Origin of the sequence: Lentibacillus jeotgali, from assembly GCF_000224785.1 — a bacterium.
In the GTDB taxonomy this organism is placed as follows: Bacteria; Bacillota; Bacilli; order Bacillales; family Amphibacillaceae; genus Lentibacillus; species Lentibacillus jeotgali.
The window spans coordinates 109157-133848 of sequence record NZ_AGAV01000005.1 but is presented as its reverse complement, the minus strand read 5'-3'; the positions used below and the strand labels follow the sequence as shown (position 1 = coordinate 133848).

At 46.0% G+C, this 24692-nt stretch carries 21 protein-coding genes and 3 riboswitches; of the genes, 5 read left to right on the top strand and 16 right to left on the bottom strand.

Going from position 1 to position 24692, the window contains the following annotated elements; all coding sequences use genetic code 11:
• Positions 1-8: 8 nt before the first annotated feature.
• From purF to ON01_RS03375, 9 genes are all read right to left on the bottom strand, one after another.
• The gene (purF, locus tag ON01_RS03420; RefSeq protein ID WP_029328969.1) at positions 9-1415 is read right to left on the bottom strand and encodes an amidophosphoribosyltransferase; all 1407 of its coding nucleotides are present in this window, start codon (positions 1413-1415) and stop codon (positions 9-11) included.
• Positions 1400-3619: a phosphoribosylformylglycinamidine synthase subunit PurL gene (purL, locus tag ON01_RS03415; protein ID WP_010529607.1), complete on the bottom strand. Its 2220-nt coding sequence runs from the start codon at positions 3617-3619 to the stop codon at positions 1400-1402. Before purL ends, purF begins: the two co-directional genes overlap by 16 nt.
• The gene (purQ, locus tag ON01_RS03410) at positions 3603-4286 is read right to left on the bottom strand and encodes a phosphoribosylformylglycinamidine synthase subunit PurQ (RefSeq protein ID WP_010529606.1); all 684 of its coding nucleotides are present in this window, start codon (positions 4284-4286) and stop codon (positions 3603-3605) included. Before purQ ends, purL begins: the two co-directional genes overlap by 17 nt.
• Positions 4283-4534 carry a phosphoribosylformylglycinamidine synthase subunit PurS gene (purS, locus tag ON01_RS03405; RefSeq protein ID WP_010529605.1) on the bottom strand — a complete coding sequence of 84 codons (252 nt, stop codon included), beginning with the start codon at positions 4532-4534 and terminating at the stop codon, positions 4283-4285. The genes purQ and purS overlap by 4 nt, the downstream gene beginning before the upstream one ends.
• The gene (gene purC, locus ON01_RS03400; protein ID WP_029328968.1) at positions 4531-5244 is read right to left on the bottom strand and encodes a phosphoribosylaminoimidazolesuccinocarboxamide synthase; all 714 of its coding nucleotides are present in this window, start codon (positions 5242-5244) and stop codon (positions 4531-4533) included. The genes purS and purC overlap by 4 nt, the downstream gene beginning before the upstream one ends.
• Positions 5244-6545, bottom strand: a complete 1302-nt coding sequence (gene purB, locus ON01_RS03395; protein WP_010529603.1) for an adenylosuccinate lyase — start codon at positions 6543-6545, stop codon at positions 5244-5246. Before purB ends, purC begins: the two co-directional genes overlap by 1 nt.
• The gene (gene purK, locus ON01_RS03390) at positions 6542-7672 is read right to left on the bottom strand and encodes a 5-(carboxyamino)imidazole ribonucleotide synthase (protein WP_010529602.1); all 1131 of its coding nucleotides are present in this window, start codon (positions 7670-7672) and stop codon (positions 6542-6544) included. Before purK ends, purB begins: the two co-directional genes overlap by 4 nt.
• Positions 7659-8150 (bottom strand): 5-(carboxyamino)imidazole ribonucleotide mutase, encoded by a 492-nt coding sequence (gene purE, locus ON01_RS03385; protein WP_010529601.1) that lies wholly within the window; start codon positions 8148-8150, stop codon positions 7659-7661. Before purE ends, purK begins: the two co-directional genes overlap by 14 nt.
• 653 nt (positions 8151-8803) lie before the next feature.
• Positions 8804-8903, bottom strand: a riboswitch (purine riboswitch).
• 100 nt (positions 8904-9003) lie between these two features.
• Positions 9004-9633: a DUF2179 domain-containing protein gene (locus tag ON01_RS03375; protein ID WP_010529600.1), complete on the bottom strand. Its 630-nt coding sequence runs from the start codon at positions 9631-9633 to the stop codon at positions 9004-9006.
• A 118-nt stretch (positions 9634-9751) separates the two neighbouring features.
• Here ON01_RS03375 and ON01_RS03370 point away from each other — a divergent pair, with 118 nt between their 5' ends.
• Positions 9752-10186 (top strand): Hsp20/alpha crystallin family protein, encoded by a 435-nt coding sequence (locus ON01_RS03370; protein ID WP_010529599.1) that lies wholly within the window; start codon positions 9752-9754, stop codon positions 10184-10186.
• On the opposite strand, the gene ON01_RS03365 is transcribed toward ON01_RS03370, so the two are convergent.
• Entirely contained in the window at positions 10183-10893 is a 711-nt protein-coding gene (locus tag ON01_RS03365) for an MOSC domain-containing protein (protein WP_010529598.1), read from the bottom strand. The genes ON01_RS03370 and ON01_RS03365 overlap by 4 nt on opposite strands.
• Positions 10894-11133: 240 nt before the next feature.
• Between ON01_RS03365 and ON01_RS03360 the strand changes: the two genes are divergently transcribed.
• From ON01_RS03360 to ON01_RS03345, 4 genes are all read left to right on the top strand, one after another.
• Positions 11134-11382 carry a hypothetical protein gene (locus ON01_RS03360; protein WP_010529597.1) on the top strand — a complete coding sequence of 83 codons (249 nt, stop codon included), beginning with the start codon at positions 11134-11136 and terminating at the stop codon, positions 11380-11382.
• Between the two features lie 367 nt (positions 11383-11749).
• Positions 11750-12118, top strand: a complete 369-nt coding sequence (locus ON01_RS03355; RefSeq protein ID WP_010529595.1) for a hypothetical protein — start codon at positions 11750-11752, stop codon at positions 12116-12118.
• Between the two features lie 90 nt (positions 12119-12208).
• Positions 12209-12745: a peptide-methionine (S)-S-oxide reductase MsrA gene (gene msrA, locus ON01_RS03350; RefSeq protein ID WP_010529594.1), complete on the top strand. Its 537-nt coding sequence runs from the start codon at positions 12209-12211 to the stop codon at positions 12743-12745.
• 481 nt (positions 12746-13226) lie between these two features.
• A complete protein-coding gene (locus tag ON01_RS03345; RefSeq protein WP_010529593.1) occupies positions 13227-14624 on the top strand; it encodes a purine-cytosine permease family protein in 1398 nt (465 codons plus the stop codon).
• Positions 14625-14813: 189 nt separating this feature from the next.
• On the opposite strand, the gene ON01_RS03340 is transcribed toward ON01_RS03345, so the two are convergent.
• The 6 genes from ON01_RS03340 to ON01_RS03315 form a co-directional block, all read right to left on the bottom strand.
• Complete coding sequence (locus ON01_RS03340; protein ID WP_010529592.1) at positions 14814-16148, bottom strand: NCS2 family permease; 1335 nt, start codon at positions 16146-16148, stop codon at positions 14814-14816.
• Between the two features lie 186 nt (positions 16149-16334).
• Positions 16335-16435, bottom strand: a riboswitch (purine riboswitch).
• A gap of 71 nt (positions 16436-16506) precedes the next feature.
• Positions 16507-18042: a glutamine-hydrolyzing GMP synthase gene (gene guaA / locus ON01_RS03335; protein WP_010529591.1), complete on the bottom strand. Its 1536-nt coding sequence runs from the start codon at positions 18040-18042 to the stop codon at positions 16507-16509.
• Between the two features lie 304 nt (positions 18043-18346).
• A riboswitch (purine riboswitch) is annotated at positions 18347-18448 on the bottom strand.
• A gap of 41 nt (positions 18449-18489) precedes the next feature.
• Complete coding sequence (locus ON01_RS03330) at positions 18490-20679, bottom strand: transglutaminase domain-containing protein (protein WP_010529590.1); 2190 nt, start codon at positions 20677-20679, stop codon at positions 18490-18492.
• Entirely contained in the window at positions 20676-21944 is a 1269-nt protein-coding gene (locus ON01_RS03325) for a DUF58 domain-containing protein (RefSeq protein WP_010529589.1), read from the bottom strand. Before ON01_RS03325 ends, ON01_RS03330 begins: the two co-directional genes overlap by 4 nt.
• Positions 21941-22906 carry an AAA family ATPase gene (locus ON01_RS03320; RefSeq protein WP_010529588.1) on the bottom strand — a complete coding sequence of 322 codons (966 nt, stop codon included), beginning with the start codon at positions 22904-22906 and terminating at the stop codon, positions 21941-21943. The genes ON01_RS03325 and ON01_RS03320 overlap by 4 nt, the downstream gene beginning before the upstream one ends.
• A 135-nt stretch (positions 22907-23041) precedes the next feature.
• Positions 23042-24538 (bottom strand): amidase family protein, encoded by a 1497-nt coding sequence (locus ON01_RS03315; protein ID WP_010529587.1) that lies wholly within the window; start codon positions 24536-24538, stop codon positions 23042-23044.
• Between the last annotated feature and the right edge of the window lie 154 nt (positions 24539-24692).

Sequence of the window (24692 nt, the reverse complement as noted above, 5' to 3'; positions counted from 1 at the left end):
ATGTAAACTCAGCCTCTATAGACAGCTTCCTGATCTGAGTTTTCCTTCACTGGATAGTTTCCGGTCATACAAGCCATGCAAATGCCCTGATGAATCGTCTTATCTTTAACGATGGCTGTCTCAAGCCCTGTTTCTGATAAATACGCCACACTGTTTGCTCCGATAATCTCGCTTATTTCATCAATCGAATGATTGGCAGCAATCAATTCGTCGTGCGTTGACATGTCAATCCCGTAGTAGCATGGGTGCTGAATCAATGGTGAGGCGATCCGGACATGGACTTCCGCCGCACCTGCTTTTTTCAGCATACGAACAATCCGTTTGCTGGTTGTTCCGCGAACAATGGAATCATCAATCATGACGATCCGCTTTCCAGTGACAATCCCACGGACCGGGGCAAGTTTCAATTTCACACCCTGTTCACGCAGTTCCTGGGAAGGCTGGATGAACGTTCTTCCAACATAGCGATTTTTGATGATGCCCATTTCATAAGGGAGACCGCTCGCTTCCGCGTAACCAATGGCTGCCGAAATACTCGAATCCGGAACACCGATAACCATATCTGCTTCAGCCGGTGATTCTTTTGCCAGTTCTTTCCCCATCCGTTTGCGTGATGCATGAACATTCACCTCATTGACATCACTGTCCGGACGTGACAAATAGACGTATTCCATCGCACACATTTTCCGCCGGCCTCTCATGGCAAAGCGGGTTGACGCAATTCCCTCGTCACTGATCGTCACCAGTTCGCCCGGCAAAACTTCACGTTCGAACGTTGCGCCAATCTGATCAAAAGCGCACGTTTCGGACGCCACCACATAGGCATCGCCAAGCCTGCCGATCGATAGCGGCCTGATTCCGCTCGGGTCAAGCGCTGCATACATTTTATCCTCGGTCAATATAACAAACGCATATGCTCCGGTAATTTTATTGATCGCCTCAGTTATGGACGTTTCATTAATTCCAAGTCCTGTACGTTTAATCAAGTGTGCCAGCACTTCTGTATCGGAAGAGGTCTGTAAAATACTTCCCTGACCTTCAAGCTCACCACGCAAGTATTTAGCATTCATGATGTTCCCGTTATGCGCCAGAGCCATGCCCTCTGTCTGTGATTTAAACACCAATGGCTGGACATTCTCAAAGACTTTCCCGCCCTGAGTGGAATAGCGGACATGTCCGACAGCTGAAGCACCTGAAATTTCACTGAAATCGGCTTGTTTAAAAACATCGTTGACAAGACCAAGCCCTTTGTGAGCCTTCAGCTGTTTCCCGTCACTGGCCACGACGCCTGCGCCTTCCTGACCACGGTGCTGCATTGAATGAAGGCCGTAATATGTCAGTTCCGCTGCTTTTTCATGTCCCCAAATTCCGAATACGCCGCATTCTTCATTAATGCCTTTCATTTCAGCAAGCATGGAATGGCTCCTTTCCATAAATCATGCAATATTTGGACATCTTCGTCGATTAAAGTTCCATCATTGGCTCTTACAACGAACTTACCACTATCGGTAACGCTCCCAATCTGACTGGCATTAGCAACTGCCGCTTCAAATTGCCGTTGTTGGTCCGGTTTTACCGAAACGAGAAAACGCGACTGTGATTCGCTGAATAACGCAACCGTCGGATCACCGGAAACTACGGCTTCCAAACCAAGCCCTTTTCCGTTAAAAACACTTTCGGCAAGTGTAACACCAAGGCCGCCTTCAGCCAGGTCATGTGCTGACCGGACAAGCCCTTCCCGGATTGCCGTGAGCAGCTGCTCTTGACGATCAGCCTCCACCTGCAAATCAATGGCCGGCGCTTTTCCCTCATATGTACTTTCAACGACATTTTGCAGCTCACTGCCGCCGAATTCAGCCTTTGCTTCCCCAATTACATAGATCAGGTCTCCCGGCTCCTGAAAAAAGCTCGGTGTTAAATGATCAAGCGATTCAATCAAACCGACCATGCCAACGACCGGGGTCGGAAAAATTGATCTGCCGTTTGATTGGTTGTAAAGTGATACATTTCCGCTGACGACCGGCGTTTCTAAATGACGGGCAGCTTCACTCATGCCTTCCACACTTTGTTCCATCTGCCAGAAAACTTCCGGATTGGTCGGATTTCCAAAGTTCAGTCCATCCGTCAGACCAAGCGGCCGTGCACCCGAAGCGACAATGTTCCGTGCTGCCTCAGCTACAGCAATCTTGCCGCCGGTTTCCGGATTTAGATAAATGTAGCGTGAATTACAGTCGGTTGTGATCGCCAATGCTTTATCCGTCCCCTTTATCCGTATAACGGCCGAATCTGAGCCCGGGGTTACAACTGTATTCGTCTGCACCATTGAATCATATTGATCGTAGACACTTTCCTTGCTGGCAATCGTCGGCTGCTGCAGAAGCTGCTTCAGCATTGCAGTGTGATCCCCGACATACGGTACTGTATTTTCCATTCGCTGAAAAGCCTTAACATAAGCTGCTTCTTTGGCCGGCATATGGTAAACCGGTGCTTCTTCGGCCAAAGCATCAACCGGAATATCGGTAACAATCTCACCATGCTGTTTGAGCAGGAATGATTTTTCCTCGGTAACTTCTCCGACAGCCACTGCCTGCAAACCATATTTTTCAAAAACATCAATGATTTCCTGTTCACGCCCCTGTTTCACAACAAGCAGCATCCGCTCCTGTGATTCAGACAGCATCAATTCGTAGGCATTCATATTCTGCTCGCGCTGCGGCACAAAATCCAGGTTCATGGCGATTCCTGTACCAGCCTTACTCGCCATTTCACTTGCTGATGACGTCAGTCCGGCTGCCCCCATATCCTGCATCCCAACGAGCGCATCAGAGTGAATAACCTCCAGGCAAGCTTCAATCAGCAGTTTTTCCATAAACGGATCACCCACCTGCACAGACGGCCGGTCCTCGTCAGATTCATCACTTAAGTCATCTGAGGCGAATGTGGCCCCGTGGATACCGTCACGGCCGGTTGGCGCACCTGCATAGATAACCGTGTTACCGACACCGGAAGCAACACCTTTTTGAATATCATCATGGTTAATCAACCCAACACACATGGCGTTAACGAGGGGGTTTTCCTCATAGCTATCATCAAACTGAACCTCTCCGCCAACCGTCGGGACGCCGACACAGTTTCCATAACCAGCGATGCCGTGAACAACTTCCTGAAACAGGTATTTCGTCCGGCCGGTCGTCAGATTGCCAAACCTCAGTGAGTTCATTAAGGCAACCGGTCGTGCTCCCATTGAAAACACATCGCGGATGATGCCGCCGACACCTGTTGCTGCCCCTTGATATGGCTCCACCGCCGATGGATGGTTATGACTTTCCACTTTAAAAACAACCGCTTGCCCGTCACCAATATCCACGACACCGGCACCTTCTCCGGGTCCCTGCAAAACATGCGGGCCATCTGCCGGGAACTTTCTCAGGAGCGGCTTCGATGTTTTGTAGCTGCAATGCTCCGACCACATGACCGAAAAGATTCCTGTTTCGGTAAAATTCGGACGCCGCTGCAGAATATTCTTGACCTTCGCATATTCCTCATCACTCAGTCCCATCTCAAGGTAGAGTTTTTCCCGTTCAACACTTTCCGGACTGATCTCATGCGTTAGCGGCATATGCGTCCCTCCAATTTTCGATCAGTGACTGAAACAGCCTGATGCCATCATTACTGCCGAGTAATTTTTCCACGGCGCGTTCCGGGTGCGGCATCATGCCAAGAACATTTCCCTCACCGTTTATGATGCCGGCGATATCCGCAGCTGAGCCATTTGGGTTGTTCGCGTATGTGAAAACAATCCGATTTTCCATTTTCAACTCAGACAGGGTTTCATCATCAGCGAAATAATTCCCTTCACCATGGGCAATCGGCAAATGGATTACCTCGCCTTTTTCAAAGCTTGTCGTGAAGCGTGTTTCATGATTGGCAACAGCAAGCGCCTCGTGGTGACACATGAATGACAGATTCTTGTTGGGCAACATAGCGCCGGGTAAGAGACCTGCTTCTAACAGTATTTGAAATCCATTGCAGACACCCAGCACCGGCTTGCCCGCCTCAGCATGTGCTTTGATTTGCTGCATCACATCTGATGCTGACGCGATGGCTCCCGAACGCAGGTAATCACCGTAAGAAAACCCACCCGGCAACAGGATTGCATCATAGTTTTCGAGATTGCTATGTTCATACCAGACTAAATCAGCCTCCATCCCGAGAACATCTATGACAGCATGGTACATATCACGGTCACAGTTCGAACCGGGGAACACGATGACAGCGAACTTCATGGACGCACAGCCCCCTCCACTTCAAAGTGATAGTCTTCCATAACCGGGTTGGCCAATAGTTTGTCACACATTTCGCCGACTCGTTTATTAATATCCTCAGAGTCCTCCAGAAAAAGTTCAACCAGCTTCCCAGTCTGTACACCTTCCACTTCAGAAAATCCTAGCGCACTGAGCGATGTTTGAATGGCTTTTCCCTGCGGATCGAGAACACCCTGCTTCGGCATAATACGAATGGTCACTTTTTTCATGATCTGGCCTCCAGTCGACTCAATAGTTTTTGATAGACTTCTAGCAAATCACCGGTTCCCTGTCGGAAAACATCTTTATCCAGATTTTCATGTGTTGTTATATCCCAAAGCCTGCACGTGTCAGGCGAAATTTCATCGGACAATACAATACACCCGCTTGCCAGCCGCCCGAATTCCAGCTTGAAGTCAACTAATTGAAGGTTGACCGCCTTGAAAATCCTAGTAAGCTGCTGATTGATTTCCAATGCTTTCGTTTTGATCTCCTGCAGTTCGGATTTGTTGATATCACTCAGAAATAAAGCATGCTCATCGTTGATCAACGGATCTCCCAGATCATCATCTTTATAAAACAACTCGATAAGCGGCGGATTGAACGGCGTATCGGCTTTAATATCGAGCCGTCGTGTAATACTGCCCGCAGCCACGTTCCGGACGACAACCTCCAACGGGATAATCTCCGTCTGATGAACAAGCTGCTCAGTTTCCGAAAGCTTTTCAACAAAGTGTGTCTGAATGCCTTGTTCATTTAGAACGTTAAAAATATAAGCGGATATTTCATTGTTCAGACGCCCTTTTCCGGTAAAAACTTCCTTTTTCCCGCCATTAAATGCCGTGGCATCATTTTTGTAATCCAGCACGAGGTGTCCCGTTTTATCCCTAACCTGATAAACCAGCTTTGCTTTTCCCTCATATAACAAATCTGTTTTCATCATTCCACCTCAAGTCCAATTCGATCGAATATGGCATCCACATTTTTAAGGTGGTATGTATAATCAAAACAATCGTCAATCTCATCCTGTGTCAGCTTTGTAGTAACCTGTTCATCGTCCTCAACCAGTACTTTGAAATGTGTTCCCGTCTCCCATGCCTGCATGGCTTTTGGCTGCACCAGATCATAGGCCTCTTCCCGGCTCATGCCCTTATCAACAAGTGCGAGCAGGACACGCTGGGAAAAAATGACGCCATGCGTTTTATCAATGTTCTGTTTCATGTTTTCCGGGAATACAGTCAGTTTGCTTACGATACCTGAAAAACGGTTCAGCATGTAGTTCAATGCTATCGTTGAATCAGGCAAAATAATCCGTTCTGCCGATGAATGGGATATATCCCGTTCATGCCAAAGCGAGACGTTTTCGTACGCTGTTACCATATGCCCTCTAAGAACACGGGCAATGCCGGTCATGTTTTCCGATCCGATCGGGTTACGTTTGTGCGGCATGGCTGATGAACCCTTTTGTCCTTTTGCAAAAAACTCCTCTACCTCACGCGTCTCCGTTTTCTGCAGACCGCGGATTTCCGTGGCAAACTTTTCAATCGACGTTGCAATCAGTGACAGGCTGGAGATATACGCAGCATGACGATCGCGCTGCAATGTCTGGGTCGATACCGGTGCCGGTGTCAGACCAAGCTGTTCACACACATACTGTTCAACAAATGGATCAATGTTCGCATAAGTGCCGACTGCGCCTGACAGTTTACCGAATTCAATATTGTTTGTTGCGAGCTCAAAGCGTTCCAGTTGGCGTTTCATTTCTTCATACCAGAGCGCCATTTTCAATCCAAACGTTGTTGGCTCGGCATGAACGCCATGGGTGCGCCCCATCATGACGGTATGTTTATGTTCAATTGCTTTATTTTTTAGGACATCGATAAAATTGTGCAAGTCTTTACGGATAATCTCATTCGCCTGTTTCAACAAATAGGATTGGGCGGTGTCAACGACGTCTGTCGATGTGAGGCCGTAATGCACCCATTTGCGCTCATCACCCAGCGTTTCGGAAACTGCACGGGTAAAGGCGACCACATCATGTCGTGTTTCCTGTTCGATTTCCTGAATCCGCTCAACGTCAAAAGAAGCATTGCGGCGAATTTTTTCCACATCTTCAGCTGGAATAATTCCCAATTCACGCCATGCTTCACATGCGAGAACCTCCACCTCCAGCCATGCATTGTACTTGTTTTCCTCGCTCCAGATTGCGCCCATCTCTTCCCGGGTATAGCGTTCAATCATTGCTTTGCCTCCTCATATACTGCCAGCTGTTGTTTTGTCTCATCCAATGTATCCGCGATAAAGATCATATGCCCCATTTTCCGTTTCGGTTTAATGGCTTCTTTGCCATACAAATGCAGGAAACCACGCCGCATATCCGGAAGCACATTCAAGGCCGTTTCCACATCATCACCAAGAATATTGACCATTACAGCAGGCCGCAGCAGTTCAATTGGCATCAGCGGCAAGCCGCAAATAGCCCGGATGTGCTGCGCAAATTGTGATATTGTGCATGCCTCAATCGTATAATGACCCGAGTTGTGCGGCCTTGGCGCCATCTCATTCAGGTAAATATTGTCACCTTTGACGAACATTTCGATCGCAAACGTTCCGATGATGTTCATTTTTTCCGCAAGTTTCCCTGCTGCATCAAGTGCTTTTTGCTGTACCACAGAGCTGATGGAGGCCGGTACAGTTGTTTTATATAAAATATGATCCTTGTGCTCGTTTTCGGAAACCGGGAAAAACGTAATCTCACCTGATTGCCCGCGTGTAAATATAACGGATATTTCTTTATCAAAAGGCACCCATTGTTCGATAATGCATACATCATGCTGATCGGAAAATTCACATGCCGCTTCAATGTCATCCTTCGTGTTTATCTTTAGCTGACCTTTGCCATCGTATCCCCCGCTGACTGTCTTTATGACAGCCGGAAGCGTCATGTTTTCAAGAGCGCTTACACACATTTCACTGTCTTTGACAATCTGATTGGCGGGGATCGGCAAACCCGCGTTACTCATAATCAATTTTTCTTTTTCACGGTTCTGGGCTATGTCCAGTGCATATGTACCCTGGGGTAGTTTGCCTGTTCGTTCAATATAAGCAGCCGCCTCAAGATCAACATTTTCAAATTCATATGTAACGACATCACTGATATCAGTCAGTTTCTGTATGCCGTCCATATCATCATAAGCTGATGTAATTTGCTGGTCGGCAACCTGTGCGGTCGGGCAGTTTGATGTCGGGTCGAGAACCGCCACCTGATAGCCCATATATTTTGCCGCGATGGCCATCATCCGTCCAAGCTGGCCACCACCGATAATTCCAATTGTTTTCATGGGCAGTGTCACCTTATTGGTCTGCAAGCTCATCCCTCATTTCATTCACTGATTGTTTCATGCTTTCGCGATAATCTTTCAATCTATCAGCAACATCATTGTCGAATGCACCAATCATCTGGGCAGCCAGAAGACCGGCATTTTTTGCACCTGATCTTCCAATTGCCACCGTTGCAGTTGGTACACCGCCGGGCATTTGCACGATTGAAAGCAAAGAATCGAGTCCGTTCAGTGCTTTTGACTGAACCGGCACCCCGATGACCGGCAGTATCGTTTGTGCTGCAACCATCCCCGGCAAATGCGCCGCTCCGCCGGCCCCCGCGATAATGACGTTCAACCCCTTCTCTCTTGCCTGTTTTGCATATGTGAACATATCGTCAGGTGTCCGGTGTGCCGAGATCACTTCTTTTTCGTAAGGGATGTGTAATTCATCCAATGTGCTGCATGTATGTTTCATCGTTTCCCAATCCGAGATACTGCCCATAATGACCCCAACGCGTGCCATCCTATCCCTCTTTTCGCGATTTATAATTAATAGCAGCTATTTTCTAATCCTATCTTGTTTTTAGAACAAAATCCATAAACTGCGACATTGTTTAAAATGTTGGTTGACTGCCGTTCCGGAAAAACACTTCGCTTTCCGCGGGCTCGCGATGAGCCTCCTCGTGAGAAAACCGCTCACTGCGGGGTCTCATCGTCTTCGCTTTCCCGCAGGAGTCTTCGTGTTTTTCCCCCACTGGTGTTGTGCGTTTATAATCTCGGTACATTTATTTATTGGCTTTGAATAAACACTAAAGCGTATAATTCCTCACTAGCAGCCCGTATACACGAAGACTCCTGGGGGAGCTAAGGCATCGGTGAGACCCCGCAGTGCGCCAGCACGAGGAGGCTTACCAGCCGCCCCCGGAAGGCGAAGTGTATACGGGCTGCGAGGCAGAAAGTAACACTATGCCGAAATCAACATAGCACTTATGTCGCAGTATACACCAACTGTAAGGATTAAACAGAAATAAAAGTAGATACAGATTAAATTAAAATAAGTCTATCCGTCTCCCTCATTTCTATGAGAGAAGATGAATAGACTTAGCACAACTAAATAAACGTATGGCTGCTGAAATCCTGACGCTGCATGCACAGGTCAAACAGCCGCGTAGCCACAGTGGTCCCATCCTCCCTCATAGTCCAGCATTTACGGTGCCGGGTAGAAACTTTCAGGCCATATTCCCGAAAATATATGAGGCAGCGTATGAATTTTATGGTCTCATCATAGCAGAGGCGGATTAATGATGTCAACAAAAATCGAACGATTATATATAATTAAATTTTAATGTTCGGTTTTTGCAGAACAAACACTCACCTTATTTGTTAAAATGGTGCTGACTGCGGTTATTCCCCGGCTTTGCAACCGACCGCTGGGCTGCTGGGGGAGCCGTGGCCCCGCTATTATTATTGAACAATCGACCCTTTCGTACTTGTTTCACCCAGAAGCCGCCGTTGATCTGTTTCGGTTCATAGGAAATAATAAACGCTTTCGGGTCAATCGTTTTGATTGTTTCGTAAAGCTTCAGTTCATATTTTCTGGGTGTCAGAATTTGCATGGCGAGCCGGTCACCCTCCATTCCATAAGCAAACCAGCTTGTCACGCCATATCCTTTTTCGCGAAGCTGACGTGTGAATTCGATATAGGGATCAGATGAAATAACATTGACAGTAATGTAGCCCAGCGCCAGCTTTTCTTCAATTTTAGTCCCGACAATAACACCAATACCAAAACCGATAGCATAGGCAAGGATATTTTGAATTTCGTTCAAGTTATCCAACACAAGCCCCAGCCCGAGAACGTAAACCACGATTTCGAACATACTCACAAACGCAGCCATGTAGCGCCGCCCTTTTAACGTCAAAATCATCCGCATGGTCGAAAGCGACACATAAACAATATTGATGACTAATATAATGGCTACCATAACAAACGCATTACTGAGCAACTTTTTACCTCCTACCGGTTAAAGCCGGGACAATTGATTTTTCCTGAATCATGATATTCACCTATTATCGCGCCGATGCATAAATTATCGTAACATTTTATTGAAATGGGGTGTTATCATGGATCCTTTCAAACAAATGTCTGACTGGCGGAAAAATATGGATCATTTTTTTGGCGAAAATTTTTGGAATGAATTTGAAAATATTATAAAACCAACAATTCCGCAAATCAATATTTATCAGCAAGATCATGAACTGATTTGTGTAGCGAGCATTCCCGGATTAACCGACCTGAATAAAATTGATATTTATGTGGACCATGCAACACTGGAACTGAAAGGCGATATCGACATTGGCTATGCAGTCGGTACCGTGGTCAAGGAAGAGATTCTCCAGGGTGTTTTTGAGCGGACGATCACGCTGCCATACCCAGTCCGGCGCGACAAGATAAATGCTACCTACCAGAATGGCCTGGTTATAATTCATCTACATCGGCTCATTTCAGATGAAAGCAGCCGAAATAAGGTGAACATCCGGCTGACGGATGAGACCTAAACCTTATTTGGTCCGTACACGCGCTTGGCATCAGACGACTGTTTTCCCTGAAGCCGCTTATTCAACGACTTCTTCCAGTTAGGCGCAAGCAGATCGCATGTCGCCAGCTGCTCAGCGAGATCAAGATCCCTCTTCCTCACATACATGACCTCGTTGCAGGCAGCAATGGTCCATTCAGGATGCGGACGATCGATAAGCTCCATCTCCATCCCCGCCCCTGCATAGCCTTCCTGCAGCACTCGGTAATACCAGCCTGTCAGCCCGCTGTTTTGGATTTTTAAAGCAAAATCCATCACGCGAAAACGACGAGCAGGCTTCCAGCATGGCCTGCGGGGTTGTGAAACCTGAAGGATGCTGTCGCCGAACCGGTATGTATCACCTATGCAGACAGATGTTTCATCAACATTTTCAAGCGACAGATTCTCTCCCATCGCCCCGACGCCAATATCGTCTATATTTAGGTCTTCCCGCCAATGGGCATAATGTTTTGCTGGATAAGCGAAAACAGCCTTTTCCGGACCTCCGTGAGCTTTTTTATCAGCTATTTCATCTTTGACAAACCCTTCAAATCCAATCCACTGATCGCCGTCTACTTGCGTTTTGAAGATGCCGCTTTTCCATGGTCTCTCCATCCGGTCTTCGGCATCCGGACTCCCCATTCGCTTTACTTTCCCTGTCAGGATTATATTAACGACTGGTTTCGTCATTTGATTCACCTCTTTTTTTATATTGTATCTTTAATACCTGAAAAACAAAACCACACACGTTGTTATTTGAGGGGGATTGAATCCAAAATATTGAAGCGGGGGTCTTACTGATTATCCACTAAGACGGGATAAAGTGGTAAACTAGTACATTACATCATAATGTACCATAAATTATCCAGCGAAAAAATATATTTTCAAGAGTTTATGATAAATTCATGATACAGATAGGGAGGGGCGGAAATGAAAAAACATCTTTTTTGGATTTTGCCATCGATTGTTATGATTACTGGGATTTTTCTGATGCTCAATCAGAGTATTTCCGATGTAACGGAACGGCTGGAACAGGACTGGAGCAGGGTTATGACGGAGATAGCCCTCAACAATGATGTGGAACTCAATGTCTATCAGCTAAACGGCACTAATGCCAAGCGTGTTCATGCCGAATCATTCCAAATCGATGCCATGCAGACGGTATTTTGCCATACATAACAACTCACTTGCCTATATACTGGAAACTATCCAAAAACAAAACCAGGCTACACCTGAATCCTATACATATTTGGCAGAAACCTCCCTCGGCAGTGACGAGGAACCATCGCTGATATCATTGAGCTTTCCCGACCCCGCCGGTGGAGACAATTTGAGCGAAGCAAGTGATATAACTGTTTCATATCAGAATGAATCGCCGTAGCTCCTCTTCAGTGCGAGCGGCTTTTCGGAAACAAAGTACTAGGGGAACCAGGCATTTAACGTCTATTCAGCCAGTATAACAGACAGCGGAGCGATTCAGTCCAAACGAAAAAGCAACTCCCCCAAAAGTTCAGTTGACCCGCAGTGGCTGAACGAATCAACCGTTATGTGGCTTGAACACAGTGCTGAAACCAACGACATTTTCGTTTCCACCAGTAATCCGGCAGTCGTAGCGAAAGCATCGGGGCTTAAACAAGATGAGTGGCTGCGTGCCCTTGGAAAGACATTCGGGATGCTGGCCGCCTTCATTTTCCGGCACCTCGTATTTATTGAGGATATGTTTGCCAGAGCACCGGATTTTTTAACATTCACCGGAAACTCATATATCTTTATCCTGTCTTTCGCCTTAATTACCTTCATCGCTGCACAATCAACAAAGGCGGCACGCGATTGGCACGCACCAGCACGAATTATCTATTTTGCCGGAGCGCATATCCTAATGCTTGCAACATTTTTTGGACCGTACTACTTTTAATCTAAGGTCAGTTCGTGCAAAACTTCTGCCGGGCAAACCGCATTTATGTTATAGTGGATGAACAAACAGAATCATTTGGAGGAAGCAGACATGACGGATCAACTGAAGAATGCGACGTTTGCCGGGGGCTGTTTCTGGTGTATGGTAAAGCCATTCGATCAATGGGACGGTATTCACGGTGTGGTATCCGGCTACACCGGCGGTCATACAGCAAATCCGGCTTATGAAGATGTGAAGAGCGGGACGACCGGTCATTATGAAGCGGTGCAAATCACATATGACCCTTCTGTTATAACGTATAAGGAGATTTTAGATATCTACTGGATGCAGATTGACCCAACTGATGATGGCGGCCAGTTTCATGACCGCGGGAGCTCATACCGAACAGCTATTTTTTACCATGATGGCGAACAGCAGGAGCTCGCTGAAAAATCAAGGCAGTCAATTGCTGAAAGCGGAAAATTCAAGGACCCGATTGTTACGAAGGTTTTGCCGGCTGCAACCTTCTATCCAGCCGAAGATTACCACCAGGATTTCTATAAAAAAAACAAGGCATATTACCAGAAGGACCGCGCAGAATCAGGCCGGGATGAATATATTGAGAAAGTATGGGGGGAGCAGGTGTAGAGTCGCTCCTCTTTTTTTACTCGAACTCTTGCTTCTGCTGATATGGGTGTTTTTTCTGCTGACGTTTTGCTTCTTCTGCCGATATTCCTTCTCTTCTGCCGATATTGCGCACCTTCTGCCGATAAGGTTTGGGCAATATCGCACTCTTGCCTTTGTCATCCTGCCGGAGCTGTTCACACCATACTGAACAGTAAAAACTCTTAATGAATCTCTCCTCCACCTACCATTAAATTTGGTATAACCTGCCCATCAATAATAAAGAAAGCGCTTAAATTAACTTGTTGCCTCATAATACTGAGTTAAAGGTAGTTATACGAAGATATAAGACGCTTTTTGCATTATTATCACAAAATACGTAAGAATACTTAGTTTGATACCTTATGACACGAGTGTTAGGTTTAATAACATTGCGGCAAATTTGAGTTCTCCATTTCGAAAGGGAAAAGAATGTGACATTACTAACAAGAATAGGAGTGATACTATGGAATCTGTTCCAACTAATCAACAATCCAGCGAAGAAATGAATGATGATTATTCCCTGGACCGTGTTCCTCGTGAAAAAAGGAACATGGGTTGGCTAAGTATTACAAATATTACATTTGGTATTGCAACAGCGATTTTTTATTTCCAAATGGGGAGTGTGATGGCCCTGCAATTTGGGGCAATTAATGCTATCATATCAGCTGTATACGCTATTGTTATCGCGGGTATTCTAGGTACATTTATTGCATACTTATCCGCTAAGTCGGGGATGAATGTGAACCTGTTATCCCGCGGTGGCGGATTTGGATATGTTGGAGCCTCGTTAACGTCTTTTATTTACGCCACGAATTTTATCATGTATTGTGCTCTCGAGGGTTTAATTCTCATAGCTGCCGTACACTCTTTTTTCCCTGCCATTCCGGAATGGCTATTAATTGTTTTCTTCGGTTCGATTGTAATTCCATTAAATTGGTTTGGCATTAAGCAATTAGATAAATTGCAAAAATGGTCATTGCCGCTTTTCTTCTTATTTCTTATCGCAGCAATTATTATGGCTGCACTCACGCCTTCCACCTATAATGGCACCTTCTGGAACTATATGCCGGAGGGGGTTCAAGTTGGAGGAACAGCTTTACTGCTTTGTATTGGAATGCAGCATGGAATCATGGGGCTGACACCATTGCTTGCCTCAGATTATGCCCGTTTTCTAAAGCCAAAAGATACAAAAATAGGGATATTCGCTATTGGCTTTATTCCACAGATTTTCTGTTTTGGTATAATGGGCGGTCTTGGTATTTGGTTTGGAGTTCGTCTGGGAGAGCCAAATCCTGGTGTATATATTGTACTTCTCCTTGGAATCTGGGGCGCATTATTTACAATGCTGACACAAGTAAGAATTAATATTACCAATATATACAGCGGTTCCCTATCCCTGTCCACTTTCTTTGAAAATATTTTTAAATTTACACCGGGCAGACGCTTTTGGGTAGTTGTAACGGGAATAACCGCTATGATTTTAATGCTTGGGGGTATTGTCAATCACCTGGATACGGTCATGACCTTCCAGGGTGTCTTCCTCATGACCTGGGCGTCTATCTTGGTGACCGACGCCGTTATTGTCAAAAAACTATTAAAAATCGGTCCGCTTTACTATGAAGCACGCCAACAAAATTTGTATAAATGGAATCCAGTAGGCGTTATATCCTTATTAGTGGCAAGTGCTTTAGGGACGGCAGCCGCATTAGGTTTTATGGGATCATTTTTACAAAGTACCGCTGCATTTTTCGCAGCACTTCTGGCCGCAGTAATAACCGTGACGCTAGCTGTCGCCACAAAAGGTAAATATTATATAAAAAACGAAAACAAAGAGGTATCCGAAGAAGATTATATAGCATAAAGAAGCAATGGGACTATTCACCCACTTCCAGGCTACCACATAATCGGGGAGAGCTGCCCGCTACGTTGACAATAGTGCGCAGCTGTCTCCTTACATTTTTATCCCAATATTATACTAAAATCTCCCGGTCCCTTTTGTTACATCTGCGGGATATAAAAAGAAGGGAACAAGATGTAAGACACCTTGTCCCTAGCTCAGAAATATAAAATACAAAATAAATATCACAAACAAGGCGTACATAACCGGATGAATCTCTTTGATGCGCCCTTTCAAGATCATGGTGATTGGGTAAAAAACGAAGCCGATGGCAATCCCGGTTGCAATGCTGTAGGCGAGCGGCATTGTAACGACTGTCAAAAATGCCGGCACAGCAATCTCAAACTCATCCCAGGCGATGTTTTTCATAGAAGCGGACATCATAACACCGACAATGATCAAGGCTGGTGCGGTCACTTCCGCCGTCACGACGCTCAATAGCGGTGAGAAAAATAATGCCAGAATGAAAAACCCCGCTGTCACAACAGAGGTAAACCCTGTACGGCCGCCTGCTCCAACACCTGAAGTTGATTCAATATAAGACGTTGTCGTCGATGTTCCGATAACTGCCCCGGCGACCGTAGCAGCTGAATCAGAAAGCAGTGCTTTTCCGGCACGCGGCAGTTTGTTATCTTTCATTAACCCTGCCTGATTGGCCACTGCCACAAGCGTTCCCGCTGTATCAAAGAAGTCAACAAACAAAAACGTCAATATAACAACAAGCATTTCTATCGTAAAAATGTCACCAAAGTGTATAATCGCCTGACCGAATGTCGGTGCAACACTTGGCACTTCACCAACGATATCGCCGATGCCATCCGGCGTGTTAATTAGACCGGTAACCATCCCTGTAATTGCGGTCAGAATCATACCGTAAAAAATACCGCCTTTAACATTGAGACTCAGTAAAATAACCGAAATCACAATGCCAAAAATGGCAAGCAGTACAGTTGGTGACGTTAAATCACCCAATGCCACAAGGGTCGCATCATCTCCGACAATAATGCCAGCGTTCTGAAAGCCTATAAATGCAATATAAAGACCAATCCCGGCACCAACAGCCATTTTCAGGTTGGAAGGAATCGCATTAATCACTTTTTCGCGCAGGCCGGTTAATGTCAATACAATAAAAATGAGTCCGGATGCCAAAACACCGGCAAGCGCTGTTTCCCAAGGGATCCCAAATCCTAATATAACCGTATAGGAGAAGAATGCATTCAGGCCCATTCCGGGAGCAAGAGCGATCGGGTACTTTGCGAGCACACCCATGATCAAGGTACCTAGCGCGGCAGCAATCGCAGTAGCTGTAAAGACCGCTCCCTGATCAATCCGTGTCATCCCTTCAGGCAATTCCTCAACACCGACCAGCGCCAGCGTTGACGGGTTCACAAATAAAATATACGCCATGGCCAAAAATGTCGTCATGCCGGCCATGAATTCCTGTCTGTAACTCGTACCTAATTCCTCAAAACGAAAATATTTTCTCATCGTTTCTCCCTACTTTCCTTATAAAACTTGGTTTATCGCCAAGCTTTAATGGCGATAAACCTAAGTTGCACTTATGCAGTAAGAAAGGATTTATCTTCTTAACTGCCAAAATAAAAACACTCCTGCCGGGGCAAGAGTGCAAACAAAGCAAGAAAAAGCAATCAGAAGAAACATTCAACTGTTCATCGTCATGACTCAATCTTGCGTAGTCAGACCATTTACGGTGATCTGGTAGAAACTCCTGGGCCCTATTCCCGAATTATACGCAACTATTAAATTATATCGCTATATTACTATAAAAATTCGACATCGTCAATCAAAATACGAACGTTACATTAATATATTTTTATATTGTTCGTCATTCCCACTCGATTGTTGCAGGCGGCTTGCTGGTGACATCATAAACAACACGGTTAATATGTTCGACATCGTTAACCAGTCGAGTTGAAATATGCTCAAGAATATCCCATGGAATTCGCGCCCAGTCGGAAGTCATCCCGTCAACTGACGTAACTGCCCTGATCCCAATGGTGTAATCATATGTCCGGGCGTCACCCATAACGCCAACACTCCGGATATCAGGAAGAACAGTGAAGTATTGCCAGATGTCCCGTTCCAGCCCGGCAGCAGCAATTTCTTCACGTAAAATCGCGTCTGATTCACGAACAATTTCCAGTTTTTCTTCGGTGACCTCGCCAAGAACACGGATAGCAAGACCCGGCCCTGGGAACGGCTGGCGCCAAACGATACTTTCCGGTAGTCCAAGCTGGAGACCAAGTTCGCGCACTTCATCTTTAAACAAGGTATTCAGCGGTTCAATCAAGTCAAATTGCATGTCTTCCGGCAGCCCGCCAACATTATGATGCGACTTGATTGTCTGGGCTGTGTCCGTGCCGCTTTCAATGACATCCGTATAAAGCGTCCCCTGTGCCAGAAAATCAATATCTTTTATTTTGTCAGCCTCGTCGTCAAAAACATATATAAATTCGTTGCCAATGATTTTCCGCTTCTGCTCCGGATCATCCACTCCTTCTAACTTCGACAAAAACCGCTCAGCGGCATCAATTTTAATGAAATTCATATCAAAATCATCCTGAAAGGTTTTCGTAACCTCGTCTGCTTCATTTTTTCTCAGGAGTCCATGATCAACAAAAATACAGGTCAGCTGCTTACCGATTGCTTTATGGATCAGCGCCGCTACAACCGATGAATCGACCCCACCGCTAAGGGCACAGAGCACTTTTCGGCCACCGACCTGCTTCCGGATATCGTCCACTTTCATCTCGATAAAGTTTTCAATCGTCCAATCACCTTGACAGCTGCACACATCATAAACGAAGTGCTTCAGCAGCTGATGGCCATATTCCGAGTGGCGCACTTCTGGATGAAACTGCACACCATATAATTGGCTCTCCGGATTACTCATCGCAGCAATCGGTGTCGATGGACTGGTTGCATCCGTCTGGAATGACTCCGGTGTCTTTATCACCTTATCGCCATGGCTCATCCAGACAGCTTGTTTATCAGGCGTATCCCCGAACAATACTGGATTCTGCTTTAGAGTTATTTCAGCTTTCCCATACTCACGGTTAGCTGCTTTGGAAACCTCACCGCCATAGTGAAGTGCCATCAGTTGCATGCCGTAACAGATGCCAAGGACCGGAATTCCGAGTTCGAAAATGTTCGGGTCGCAACGGAAACTGTTGTCATCATAAACACTATGCGGCCCGCCTGACAGGATAATTCCTGTTGGATTCATTTGTCTCACCTGATCCGCCGTTATCTTATGGGAGTGCAATTCACTATACACACCATGCTCCCTGATCCGTCTAGTAATCAGCTGGTTATACTGGCTGCCAAAGTCCAGTACTAAAATCATTTCATTCTGTTCCATTTATTTCCGCTCCTATCCAGTGCTTTTTGCATCTATTTTGTCGTCGAAGAATCCTAATACTCATTATCTCGCGCGAATTGTGAATGGTGACGCGCGATTTCATGCGGACCTCGCGCGAAATTCAGTGGGTGTCGCGCGATTTTCGTACTTTTCGCGCGAAATAATGGTAGTGTCGCGCGAATCAGAGACAACACCGAGCGAACCGGGCGTCTCATCTCACGAAACCAAAAAATAACCTGAACTTCTGCCAGCATACAGCCAAAAGCTGCAGGAAGGCAGAAATCCAGGTTACATATCACGTCAACCTATTGAATTCCGCCTTCATAGTCAGGGTATTTACGGTACCCCGGTAGAAACTTTCGATCCATATTATCGAGGATATATGAATGGCGCTTATTTATCATCTATTTTAACACTCATTATTCTACCTAACCATTTAATCGTTGGTCAAGCCATTATTTGCTTCATTAAATATTTCCATGATTGGCTTAATTTAACGGTTTCCTGATTGTTCATCTCATTTTTATACAGGATACGTTCATAATGGGCCGTTAAATGATGCATTTCATGAGTCCCGTAGCGGAAGTCAACCCGCTTGGCGTATTCACGCAATGTCTGGTCGGGGCTTTTGGCCATACCTTTATGGTTCAGAAGCTCCAGCAGACAGTGAAATGCATCCTGAAATGTCTTAGCATCTTTACGTCGTGTCAGTTTACGGAATAAATAGGCCGTTCGCCAACGGAATCTCGTCCGGTATATAAGCCAGACAATTAATCCAACAACCGCTATGCCGATGAGCAAATACCACCAGTTCATTTCAAAATTAGACGTGTTATTATCATTCCGGACTGCCGATGTTTCACTCTCATCTTCCTCTTGTACCTCTTGCTGCTGGCCCTGTGCTGTTTGTGCTTCTTCAGAATCCAGTGTGTCGTCCTGACTGGTTTCGTCAACATTCATATGGAACTCACCCAAGTTTGAGAAGCCTTGAGTCGGCTCGAATGGAACCCATCCAGAACCTGGAAAATAGACTTCCACCCAGGAATGGGCGTTGGCATTCGTAACTTCATAAATATCATAATCATCTGTTGTGTCGCCACTTTCGATAATTTCGCCGCTGGTAAACCCTTTTGCCCAGCGCGCCGGGATATCAAGCGACCGCAACATCACGACCATTGCCGTGGAATAATTATCACAGTAGCCCACTTTTGATTCAAACAAAAACTGATCGACATAATCCTGATCTTCATCAGGGACAGGAACATTACTAATCTGGTACGTAAACCCGTTCCGTCCGAAATACGATTCAATGGTACGCGCTTTATCGTAACGGTTGTCATCGTCTTCTGTAATATCTGCTGCCAGCTCGCCTACACGGTCAGGGAGCGAGCCCGGCAATTGTGTATAACGGTCCGATATAGCTTCAGGATCCTCGTCAGGGTTGACTTCACGCAGCTTGTCAATCGAAAACGATGGCGATTCATAAGTGATGGTATATTGATCAAGCCGCATCCCATCCCCATCAAGCTCTGTCCGTATCTCTCCATACCTGCGATCAAGTTGTAAGTCAACGTACTGTTCCGACTCGACTTCGGATATACCATACGGGTAGACCAGTTTTTCCAAATGACTTTCATTCTGAAAATCGATCATTGTATCAAAATCTTCCGTTTCAACATCACCCGAAAAGGTCTCAAGGCCAACTTCGCCGCCCTCCTGCAGTTCATACTGCGGGTCAGCGGACTTTTCCCACCCTTTTCCAGTATAGAGGTCTTTCGTCTCCACACGCCAGTAATGTTCCTCTTTAGCCGCTGCCTGGAAAACCGGCGTATAATCCTGTACAAACGATCCGCCAAGCCTGCTGTCATTCTCACCGTAACCAACTTTTTGGATGCCCGTACCACTGCCGGAGCCACCGGCATTCTGGGCGGCACTCTGAATAAATGGAACCGGATCGGGCCACTGCGGGTCAAATTTTGGAGCAGCGTACCCGACCAAGGTTGAAAACAAGACCACACCGACAAGGGGTAGCCCCCACGCAGGGGAATTTTTCAGCCATGAGAAACGGACCGACTCGCGATCAATTTCTTTATAAAAGTTCGACATACCAAGCGCCACAAACGATATGATGAATGTGCGGACGATGGCGCCATTTGCCTCATAAACTGTGAACGTATCCAATAAACTTAAATAAACAAAGGTCAGTAAAACAAACACAAAGATTCGTTTCATGACGATAAACCAATAATGAAGCAGGTAACTCAGCATCCAAATGAGCAGCAAAAACAAGACACTGCGGAATAATGGCGTCAGCTCATACCATTGCTGGGTCATCAAAGCATTCAAGTTGTAGCCAACTTCCATCAGCAGCTGTTCAAACCATGATCTGCTTAAAACCGGAGCTGCCATATACAGACTGTTGATGATAAACATGAGCCCCAGGCCTTTCAGCGGCATTGACAGCCACCATTTCACCCCGAGTGCCGATATAAAGAAACAAAACACTGTATACAGTATAAACACGGTTATATTGGTTACGTCACCGATTTGATTAACGGGATACAGCCATTCCAAAAATAGAATGAACGCACATGCATACAAAAGTGAGGTGTATATATACGGAATTTTTGGTTTCAAACGACATTCACCTCTATCATTTTCCTGGCTAACGTTTCTTCGGTCAGAACATTCATCACAACGCCTTCTGCCCGGAGCTTTTGAATCATATTCTGCTCCTGTCCGGAAATCAGTGCCGAGGCCTGAATTAGTACAACCACCAGATTTTTAGTTCGCTGCCTGGCCTTCTTGATCACATCGTAGAATTGGTCTTCCAAATTGGTCGTGACAAGGATCATGTTCGCTCCTGATGTGATTTGCATCATCTCTTCCCTCAATTTAACAGGAAACGGAACCGTTCCTCCGGGCTGAATCCTGGTCAAATATCTTCTTATCCAATCGTGTTTGCCTGGGTCGTTATGCAGCGGAAAGTAAACCGTCTTTTCACCAATTGACATAAAACCTGCTTGAGATGTCTGTTTTTCAACTGTTTCAAGCAGTGACATCGTCAGTTCAATCCCCGTTTCAAAGGCAGGCTCATTTATCCCCTCATTTAGGCAGGCGTCCAGGATAAGCAGTGTACTCGTGCTTTTTTCCTGTTCAAATTCCTTTGTGATGACGGTATTTTTTTTCGCCGTCTGCTTCCAGTCAATCCAGGAGAATTTATCTCCAGGCATGTACTCCCTGATGCCTGTGGCGACATTCGTATTTTTCAAGTGCACTGATTGTGATGAGGCCGACCCTTGATCATAGCTGTTAATGCTTTCTGTCAACCTGATGGGCCGCTCATTCGGCATGGCGACAATCCTGTCATCCACATAAAAAACATGTTCTTTTGTCACAATTCCGAAGACATCACCAGTCCGAACACGCACTGCCTGCAGCTGGTGCTCACCGCGTGGTATTTGGTCGATGATATAAGACAGTTCAATATCGCGCCTGAATCCGGGGAAAACAATCTTTTTGTTCCTGCGCGGGATGTTCATTTTTTTCGGATTTCCCAGAGAGCGCTGTCGTTCGTGATAGTCATCAGCTTTCTGAAGTGTATCTGGAAATATCTCTTCACATATACAATAATACAGCGGATACGGAGTGGAACGTTTGATGCGAAGCTTTACCTCAATGCGGCCACCTGCTCTGGTGACATAGCGGGAAAGGCTTCGTGTAACATGCCAGTTTTTTAGCGGATAAAACAATAGCCCCAAATGATATAAGAGAATCGGCAGGGTGGCAAAAAACAAAAACCAACTTACAAATCCACCCTGGAACATCGCAAATGAAAAAAGGAGCAGCAGAAGAAAGATTACGAAACTCAATTTGCCTGCAAATCTGATCGTATCTTTCATGAATCAAAGTCCCTTCGTATAGGAATGTGTGTATTTCGGACAATTTTTTCAATAACGGCGTCAGCTGTCATTCCGTCATATTTCGCTTCGGTGTTTAGAATAATCCGGTGAGCTAATATGAATGGTGCCAAATACTTCACATCATCCGGCAGAACATAGTCCCGGCCATGAATATAGGCGTATGCTTTGGCAGCTTTCATCAAGGCAATCGATCCGCGTGGGCTGACACCGAGATAGATCGCAGTGTCCTGCCTTGTTCCGGTTGCCAATCTAATAATATATTGCTGCACATTCTGATCAATATAAACATCCTTAACCTTTTCCTGCACAGCCAGCAATTCATCTCTGTCCATAACAGCTGAAATCTCGTCAATCGGATGGTTCCTGGAGGTGCGCTCCAGCATCTCCATCTCCTGTTCAGCTGACGGGTAGCCAAGTTTCATTTTGAGGATAAACCGGTCAAGCTGGGCTTCGGGAAGCGGATAAGTTCCTTCATACTCTATCGGATTCTGGGTGGCCATGACAAAGAAAGGCCGCTTCAACGGAATCGTATTACCATCGACCGTGACATTCATTTCCTCCATACCTTCAAGCAATGACGACTGTGTCTTTGGTGATGTACGGTTAATCTCATCAGCAAGCACAATATTACCCAAAATCGGACCTGAACGAAACTCGAATTTCAATTCCTTAGGATTATAGATTGATACCCCCGTCACATCGGCAGGCAGTAAATCCGGCGTGAACTGAATACGTCTGAAGTCACAGTCCAATGATTTAGCCAATGTTCTGACAAGCATCGTTTTACCAACACCGGGTACATCTTCTAGCAGCACATGACCCTGGGCTAAAAGCGCCACAAGGCTGAGTGCTGCTTCTTCTTCCTTGCCAATCATAACTTTATTTATATTCGATAGAACTCTCTCAATCTTTTCATTGTAAATAGCGGTATCCTGCATCATCCGGTAAACGCCTCCCCAGCATTCTATTACATTTTAACTATACTAGAAACGACCTATGAAGTAAAAGTAGAGTTGCTGATGTAACTTAGTCTATTAAGGAATACTAGAATCCATTATGCGTTAAAACCTTCCTTTTTATACAGTCATCATGGGATTACCTTTCATCCCCACCCAAATATCGGACTGCTCCAGCTGATAAGCCAGCTTAAGCAGCATATATTCTCTACCCTTGGATGCCATCACCTGTACACCCAATGGAAGCCCTTCTTTTGAAAGGTGTACCGGGACAGACATCGCTGGCTGGCCAGTCAGATTGGCAAGTTGGGTAAATGGTGTATAAGTGAGACTTGGCAAAAAGATATCCCAGATGATTGCCTGTTGTTCCGCTTTGTTCGCAGTCTCCATCTTGCTGCGCCACAATTGCTGCTCCCCGGATGAATGGGAAAGTTCGCCCACTTCAGGTGCCGTATAAGCTGCAGCTGGTGTGATGAAGAAATCATACGTCCGGTGGAATGCTTCCATTTGGGCTGCAGCCATATCCCATGACGCAAGACTTGCTGAAAATTCCGCCGCAGATACAGATTTCCCTGCTTTATGCAAAAGCCATGTTTCGATTTCAACATCTTCAGGGGTAAGTTCCCTTTCCAGCAAACGTTCCAATCGGGCTGTAACCGCTGATATTTCGCCGCTGTTCATCAGATAGTAATCCTGCATTATCCGGACGCCATCTACATCATGGTCTTGCTCCTCGACAATATGCCCGGATTTCTCCAGCCAGCAGACCGTCTTGACAACGGCTTCACGTGCATCGTCTGAAACCGGTGTACCAACCGGCGATTCTGTCGTATAAGCAATTCGCAGCTGTCCTTTAAAAGGCACCGCCATATCGGTTTTATATGAACCCGGAAATGCAGGTGTCTGAAACGCTGCTTCGGGCTGAACAACTTGCAAAATATCAAGCAATGCTGCACTGTCACGGACGCTCCGGCTAAGAGCAAAATCTATGGAGGCTCCCTGCCATTGCCGGCCGGCACCGGGCCCCACTGGCGTACGCCCGCGTGTCGGTTTTAAGCCGAACAACCCGGTAAATGAAGCCGGGATGCGAATCGACCCGCCGCCATCACTGGCACCCGCTGCCGGGACGACACCTGAGGCGACTGCCGCAGCTGCTCCCCCGCTGGAACCACCTGAGGCGTAATTCGTATTCCAAGGATTTCGTGTCAGTCCATGAACTTCAGGCTCCGTAATATTTTTAAGACCAAATTCCGGTGTATTCGTATGTCCCATAAATAAAAATCCGGCCGCACGCAATTTACTGACGTAGTTAGAGTCCTGACGGCCGATATGATCCTTCATCAGTTTCGATGAAGATGTGATCGGTTCATTTTCAAGTGACTGGGAAAGGTTTTTTAGAAGCATTGGAACGCCTGAGAAAGACCGTTCAACACCCAGACTCTCCACTTCAGCCATCACACGGTCTTTGCGGGTATGTACGACGGCATTCAGAGCGGGATTCACCTGCTCAAGGCGCTGAAAAGCAAGGTTGAGGAATTCATCCGGAGTCATTTCTTTCATCCGTATCAATTCAGCGATATCGACCGCATCGAGTTGCATGTATGTGTATAGGTTCATCGTTCCCCTCCTGATTAATTACTGCCATTATTGTACCATGTTGTTTTTCACTTGCCGATTTTCTGATACATTATTCCCTTTCCTGCTTTTTCCACGGAGGATCCCCCGCTTTATGCAGTTTTTGGTTCACTTTATATGTCACATAAGGTATGGC